Origin of the sequence: Steroidobacter sp. (genome assembly GCF_036406195.1) — a bacterium.
Lineage (GTDB): Bacteria > Pseudomonadota > Gammaproteobacteria > Steroidobacterales > Steroidobacteraceae > Steroidobacter.
Map to the genome: position 1 here is coordinate 118370 of NZ_DASWVW010000011.1, position 7106 is coordinate 125475.

General features: G+C 63.4%; 4 protein-coding genes. All 4 read right to left on the bottom strand.

All coding sequences use genetic code 11. The features are described 5' to 3' along the window. Positions 1-66 precede the first annotated feature (66 nt). The gene (locus tag VGE08_RS04620) at positions 67-1152 is read right to left on the bottom strand and encodes a response regulator (protein ID WP_331066687.1); all 1086 of its coding nucleotides are present in this window, start codon (positions 1150-1152) and stop codon (positions 67-69) included. 124 nt (positions 1153-1276) lie between these two features. After that, a complete protein-coding gene (leuS, locus tag VGE08_RS04625) occupies positions 1277-3877 on the bottom strand; it encodes a leucine--tRNA ligase (RefSeq protein WP_331066688.1) in 2601 nt (866 codons plus the stop codon). A gap of 371 nt (positions 3878-4248) precedes the next feature. Next, entirely contained in the window at positions 4249-5982 is a 1734-nt protein-coding gene (locus VGE08_RS04630; RefSeq protein WP_331066689.1) for an ATP-binding protein, read from the bottom strand. A gap of 278 nt (positions 5983-6260) precedes the next feature. Further along, positions 6261-7106 (bottom strand): HDOD domain-containing protein (locus VGE08_RS04635; protein ID WP_331066690.1); only part of this gene is annotated, 846 nt, incomplete at its 5' end.

The following is a 7106-nucleotide window of genomic DNA, read 5'->3' on the forward strand; positions in this document are numbered from 1 at the left end:
GGCACTCTTGGAGAGCAGGAAGGGCCGCAATGTTCGCGGCCCCCGGCCGTGCGGTCAATGTCAGCGTCAGCGGACCGCCGAAGATGGCTGCGGCGACCGCATGGTCACGGGACTTTTCAGCACACATTGGCTGTCGACCACGTAGCCGTGACGGCAAACGATCCCGGCATGGGTGGCCACGCTGCGCTGAACGGCGGCCAACTGCTCGTTGCCTGAATGGCCAGGGCAGCGCCGGCAGTGCTCGGCAACGTCGAGCATGTCGGCGGGCTCTACCGGCGCACTGTCATTGCCATCTCGCTCCAGCGCCGCAACTCCGTAGCTGAAGGCCAGGCGCACTGGCGCGCTGCTGGCATGACGCGTCAAGCCCGCCATCATGCGGTCCTTGATCAAGGGCGCTTCGGTGATGCCCGCTTCCGGCAGCACTATCGCAAACACGGCGCCGACCGGCGATTCCAACCGGCCGATCCAATCGACATGGGCGCGCACTGTGGCATCGATGACCTGGGCGATATTCTTCAAGACCACCGCATCGGGAACGGACTCGCTGACCGGCGCGCCTTCGATGCTCACGCCCAGCGTAATCACCGCCAACTGCCGCCCGTAGCGCTGGCCTCGGCGGATCTCGGAAAGCAGTCGCGACTGCAACTCCGTGGGAGAGAACGCGCCCGACTCCACATCGATGCTGACCGACTGTTCCATCGCCGCTTCCTGCGCCTGACGTAAAGAGCGGCGCAACGCCAGCGTATTGAACGCGGCATGGATGCGAGCGAACAACTCGGGATCGGAGACCATCTTGGTGAGATAGTCGTCGACGCCGGCGACGTAACCCTGCTCGAAGTCCGTGCTGGCATCGCGCATGGTCAGCATGATGATGTATGTATCTTCGGCGCCGCGCTGGCGCAGCGCCTGCGTCAACGCCAGGCCGTCCATCACCGGCATGTGCCAATCGGTAATGACCAGCGGGCACCATTGCCGAGCCAGCAAATCCAGCGCCTCCTGGCCATTGGAAGCATGCTGGACTTCGAAACCGGCGGCGGTCAGCCGCTGTGTGAGTAACTCGCGCTCCTGGGCGTCGTCGTCGACCACCAGGATGCGCGCAGGCAACGCACGCGTCAGTACCGACAACCGCGTCGCCATGACACCCGCTTTCATCCCCGTTTCCCTAACGACCGTACAAATTTTGTTATGCCGTTGCTTTATCATTCGGCTGTGAATGAAGCAACCGCGACTTGTACGTTGTTAGCGGGAACATTCCCGATAGCCAGGAACCGGAAGCTCAGATCACGACGTTGACCAGCTTGCCCTTCACTACGATGACCTTGCGCACCGGCTTACCCTCGATCCACTTCTGAATCGTGGCATTAGCCAGCGCCGCGGCACGGATCTGCTCCTCGGTGGCATTGGCCTCGACCGTGACCTGGCTGCGCAGCTTGCCGTTGACCTGGATGACGACATCGATGGAGTCGCGCACCAGCGCCGCTGCATCCGGCTGCGGCCAGGGATGATCGATCAATGCATCGTCGTGGCCGAGCGCCTGCCACAGCACGTGCGCGGCATGCGGCACGATGGGCGCCAGCATCTGCACCACGAGCTCGAGTGATTCCTGGCGGACCGCGCGGCCCTGCGGCGAGGTATCTTCGAACTTCGACAGTGTGTTCATGAATTCCATCACCGCGGCGATGGCGGTATTGAACACGCGACGGCGGCCGAGATCGTCAGTGACTTTCTGCAAGGTGCTGTGCGCGGCGCGGCGCACGTTGCGTTGCTCGTCGCTCAAGTCGCCGCTGACATTCGCACTCACGAGTCCAGCGCTGACATGCTCGTGCACCATGCGCCACAGGCGACGCATGAAACGCGACGCGCCTTCGACACCGTCATCGGACCATTCGAGCGTGTCTTCCGGCGGCGATTTGAACATCATGAACAAGCGCACGCTGTCGGCGCCGTATTTCTGCACCAGCTCGGTGGGATCGACGCCGTTGTTCTTCGACTTCGACATGGTGCGCATGCCTTCCCACTCGACCGGCTTGCCGTCGCTCTTCAAGATCGCGCCGATGCGCGCACCCTTGGCGTCGACCTGTACCGTCACGTCGGCGGGATTGAAATATTCGATCGCGCCCTCGCCGGTACGACGCGAATAGATGTCGTTGAGCACCATGCCCTGGGTCAGCAGGTTCTGGAACGGCTCTTTCACTTTGACCAGGCCGAAGTCGTGCATCACGCGCGTCCAGAAGCGTGCGTACAGCAAATGCAGGATGGCGTGCTCGATGCCGCCGATGTATTGATTGACCGGGCACCAGTAGTTGGCGCGCTCGTCGACCATGGCCTCGTTGTTGCCCGCGGACGCAAAGCGGAAAAAATACCAGGACGAATCGACGAACGTATCCATGGTGTCCGTCTCGCGGCGCGCGGGCCCGCCGCACTTCGGACACTTGCAGTCGAGGAACGAGGGCGTCTTGTTGAGCGGATTGCCGCTGCCATCGGGCACCAGGCCCTCGGGCAGCACCACCGGCAGGTCCTTTTCCGGCACCGGCACGACGTCGCACTTGGGGCAATGAATCAGCGGAATCGGGCATCCCCAATAACGCTGGCGAGAGATGCCCCAATCGCGCAGGCGCCATTGCACGTGCTTGTCGCCGTAGCCTTTGACCTCGAGATCGGCGGCGATGGCGTCGACGGCCTGCTGATAGTCGAGCCCGTCGTACTTGCCGGAGTTGATCAGCGTGCCGTATTCGCCGTACTCCGGACGCCATTCCTTGTCGGAGAACGGTGGCACGTCGCCGGGCGCTTGCACGACTTGCTTGATCGGCAGGCCGTACTTGAGCGCGAACGCGAAATCGCGCTCATCGTGCGCGGGCACGCCCATCACGGCGCCTTCGCCGTAGGTCATGAGCACATAGTTGCCCACCCACACCGGCACGCGATCGCCCGTGACGGGATGGGTGACGAACAGGCCCGTGGGCATGCCCTTCTTTTCCATCAGCGCGATTTCGGCTTCCTGCGCCGTGCCGCGTTTGCATTCTTCGATGAATGCGGCGAGCTGCGGATTCGACTGCGCGGCATACGTCGCAAGCGGATGTTCGGCGGCGACGGCGGCGAACGTCACTCCCATGAGCGTGTCGGCGCGAGTCGTGAACACGCTGAGCAAGCGCTGTTCGCCCTGCAATTCATACGGAAAGCTCAGGCGCACGCCTTCGCTGCGGCCGATCCAGTTGGCCTGCATGGCGCGCACGCGCTCGGGCCAGCCCGGCATGTCGTTCAACGCATCGAGCAGGTCCTGCGCGTAGTCGGTGATGCGCAGGTAGTACATCGGGATTTCGCGCTTCTCCACCGGCGCGCCGGTGCGCCAGCCGCGGCCGTCGATCACCTGCTCGTTGGCCAGCACGGTCTGGTCGATCGGGTCCCAGTTGACCACGCCGGTCTTGCGATAGGCGATGCCCTTCTCGAGCATCTTCAGGAACAGCCACTGGTTCCAGCGGTAGTACTCGGGCTGGCAGGTGGCCAGCTCGCGATCCCAGTCGAGCGCGAAGCCCAGCGACTGCAGCTGGCCCTTCATGTAGGCGATGTTCTCGTAGGTCCACTTCGCCGGCGGCACCTTGTTCTTCATGGCCGCGTTCTCGGCCGGCAGGCCGAAGGCGTCCCAGCCCATGGGCTGCAGCACGTTGTAGCCCTGCATGCGCAGGAACCGCGTGATCACGTCGCCAATGGTGTAGTTGCGCACGTGCCCCATGTGCAGCCGGCCACTGGGGTACGGGAACATGCACAGACAGTAATAACTGGGGCGGTTGGGATCTTCCTTGACGGCGAAGGCCTTGTGCTCGTTCCAGAATGCCTGCGCCTGCGCCTCCACGGCCGAGGGATCGTATTGGGACTGCATCGTTGTAACGGAGTATGGGGCCCGGCGGCCCGCTGGATCGGTTGAAAGGCGCGAAGGATACCAGAGAGGTCTCTTTTTCTCCGGTGGCCGCCTTTTTCGGGCGCGCTGCAGGTTGTTTTTGGGCGGAAGAACCCACCCCCTGGCCCCCTCCCGTGTCCGGGAGGGGGAAGTGAATTTTTATTTCTCTCAAGAGAAAGAAGCGCGACCGCCCAGCACGGCCGGGCTGTTCACCGGCTCCCCGGGGCGGCAGCGCCCCCGCTAGTGCGTACTCCCCAAAGGAAAAATAAAAGACCAGTTCCCCCTCGCGGGCACCGGAGGGGGCCCGGGGGTGGGCTCTTCCGCGAACAAAGCGAACCCAAGCTGGAACAGGCTCAAGTCATCCCACGCAAGGTAAACCGGAACTCCGCCCCTCGCCCCGGGCTGGCGTCAGCCCAAATGGCGCCGCCGTGGCGTTCGACGATCCGGCGGACCGTGGCCAGGCCCACGCCGGTGCCTTCGAACTCATCCTGCCGGTGCAGACGCTGGAACACGCCGAACAGCTTCCGGGCGTAGCGCATGTCGAAACCCACGCCGTTGTCTCGCACGAAAATGTAGCGTGTACCGGGCTTCGCGGTGGTGCCCGTGTCCCCCTCCCTGACCACGCCGGTGCCGATTTCGATGACGGCCTTGGGCCGTGGGCGGGAGTATTTGATGGCGTTGCTGATCAAGTTGGCGAACACCTGCTGCATCAACTCGGGATCGCAGCTGACCTTGGGCAGCGGCTCGATGCGCCACTCGATGTCGCGCCCGGACGCCTCCTGGCTCGCGCGCTCAACCGCGTGCTTCACCAGAGAATCCAACGCGCACGGCTCGCGTCGCATCTCGACATGACTCACCCGCGACAGCGCGAGCAAGCCGTCGATCAGCGCGCTCATTTCGCGAGCGCCACGCTGAATCTGTTCCATGTGGATGCCGGGTTCGCGCGCCCCCGGCGGACCCTTGTATTCGCGAAGCATCTGCACGTGCGCGTGAATCAAACGCAGCGGCGCCCTCAGATCGTGCGCGACCGAATAGGAAAACGCCTCCAGCTCGCGATTGGCGATTTCCAGCTCGGCTGTACGCTCGGCGACGCGCCGCTCCAGGTCCTGATTCAGCCGCCGGATCTCGCGTTCCATTTCCGCGCGCCGCTCGATCTCGTTCTGCAGCGCTTGATGCTGGCGCGCATTTTCATAGGCCACGGCGACCTGCGCCGCCATGCCTCGCGCCACTGCCAGGTCTTCCTCGGTGAATCCCGGCAGGCCGATGCGATTGAGCACGCACAGGTATCCATAGGAATTGGCCACCGACGCGATCGGCACCCCGAGCATGGAAACGAAATCACCGCGCTGAAACGCCCCCACGTTGGCAGCCGATTCATCCGGCGACATGGGATACAGCGCCGCGCCACCGCTCTCCAAAGATTGCAGCAGGTCGCGATACATGCGCGAGCTGAACAACCGCTCCATTTCCTCCGCCGACAGGCCGCTCGACGTCGTGCGCTCGCTCGATCCATCGCTGGCAACAATGACCAGCTGGGCGACCTGGGCGAGCAGAATGTCACGCGCAGCGTCGCAGGTAGTCTGCACGATGGCAGCGGGATCGGTTTGTCCGAACAAGCGCCGGCTGAATGTCACCAACGCGCTCAAGCGCTCCTGCGCGGCGCCCAGCACAGCAGGCGTTTCGTTGGTGGGCTGCGCCGCGCCAGACGGTTTGGTTGCCAGCGCGGCGCTCACCGTTTCGCGGACGATTTCCAGGTCGTAGGGTTTGGATAGCGTGTTGCGCACTCCCAGCGTCCGCGCCATCTCGCGTACTTCACGCTCGTGGTAGGACGCCGAGCAAAAGATCACCGGGGTGCTGGACATGCTCTCGTCCTGGCGCAGCTTGCGCACCAGTTCATAACCGTCCATCCGGGGCATCACGATGTCGGTGATCAGCAGGTCCGGATGCTCGGTGCGCAATAAATGCAGAGCTTCGATCCCGTCAGCAGCCTGCAGCAGGTCATAGTCGCCATCGGCGAGCGACATTATCAGCAGCTCGCGAGCCTCGGCGTCATCTTCCGCAACCAGTATCTTCCCGGCCTTCGCCACGTTCCGATCTCGTTCTGGCCGATCCATTCGGCGTTTTAAATTCCTGACACGCTGGCGCGCGCAGCCAGGGAACGCAATCAGTACGTTTCACTGCACAACCGCGTTCCTCATCTTTTCCTCTTATACGCGGTTCAGGCGATCCCTCAATCACCACGAAACGTGACTGAGGGAACATTTTCAGCGGGTGGGGCGGCGACCTGACAGGTCGCCGTGAAAAGATCAAGTCAGAATTCCTGCCACGCGCTGTCATCGCCCCTCGACCAGCGCGCCGAGGGCGGTCAATCGCCGAGGGCGGTGCGCAGCGCGCTGATTTCTTCGGCGCAATCCCGCATCACATGCACGCACTTGGCGTTGTCCAGGCCGAGGCGCCAGAACGATTTCACGCCCTGCATGTTCAATTCGAGGTCGGCCTCGTGACCGAAGAAGCCGGCCATCATCACGGCCACGGTAAGCACGTCGGTGACATCGCGCTCCTCGTTGACGCGCTCGATGTTCTCGTGCTCGCCAATGGCTTCGGCGATGTGCTCGGGGAAGCCCCAGTTCTCCACGATGGCCTTGCCGACATTGGCGTGCCAGTCGCGCAGCAACTGCTGCAGGGTCATCGGCTCCCGGAAGAAAGGATGTTTGTGAGCCCGCGCCAGGATGTAGATCTTGCCGACGTTGTGCAGCAGTCCGGCGAGCATGGACTCGTCGGCATTCACGTTGGTGCGCGAAGCGACCGAGTAGGCAAGCGCGGCCACCGTGGTCGCCTCCTGCCACAGAGCTTCGAGCTCCTTGGAGATATGTTTCAACTCGCTCGCCTTGCGCAACTGGGCAATGGCGAACGACACCGCGGCGGTGCGCACGTTGTTGTGCCCGATGCGGTTCACCGCCGTCTTCAGGTCCGACACGGCGCGGCCGCTGCGATTCAATGCCGCGGAATTGGCCAGCGTGAAGACACGGGCGGCGAGTCCCGCTTCGGAGCCGACCACACGCGCGATCTGATCGTTGGAGACAGACTCGTCCACCAGCACCTTGCGGACACGCACGGCGACATCTGGAAACGAAGGCAGCTCCACCCTGCCTTCAGACACTTCCGCGGCAAGCTCGGCGACGAAGGCAAACGCCGATGCGTCATGGCCGCC

Coding starts and splice junctions, on each gene's coding strand:
- VGE08_RS04620 (WP_331066687.1), bottom strand. CDS start 1,152: ATGAAAGCGGGTGTCATGGCGACGCGGTTGTCGGTACTGACGCGTGCG.
- leuS (WP_331066688.1), bottom strand. CDS start 3,877: ATGCAGTCCCAATACGATCCCTCGGCCGTGGAGGCGCAGGCGCAGGCA.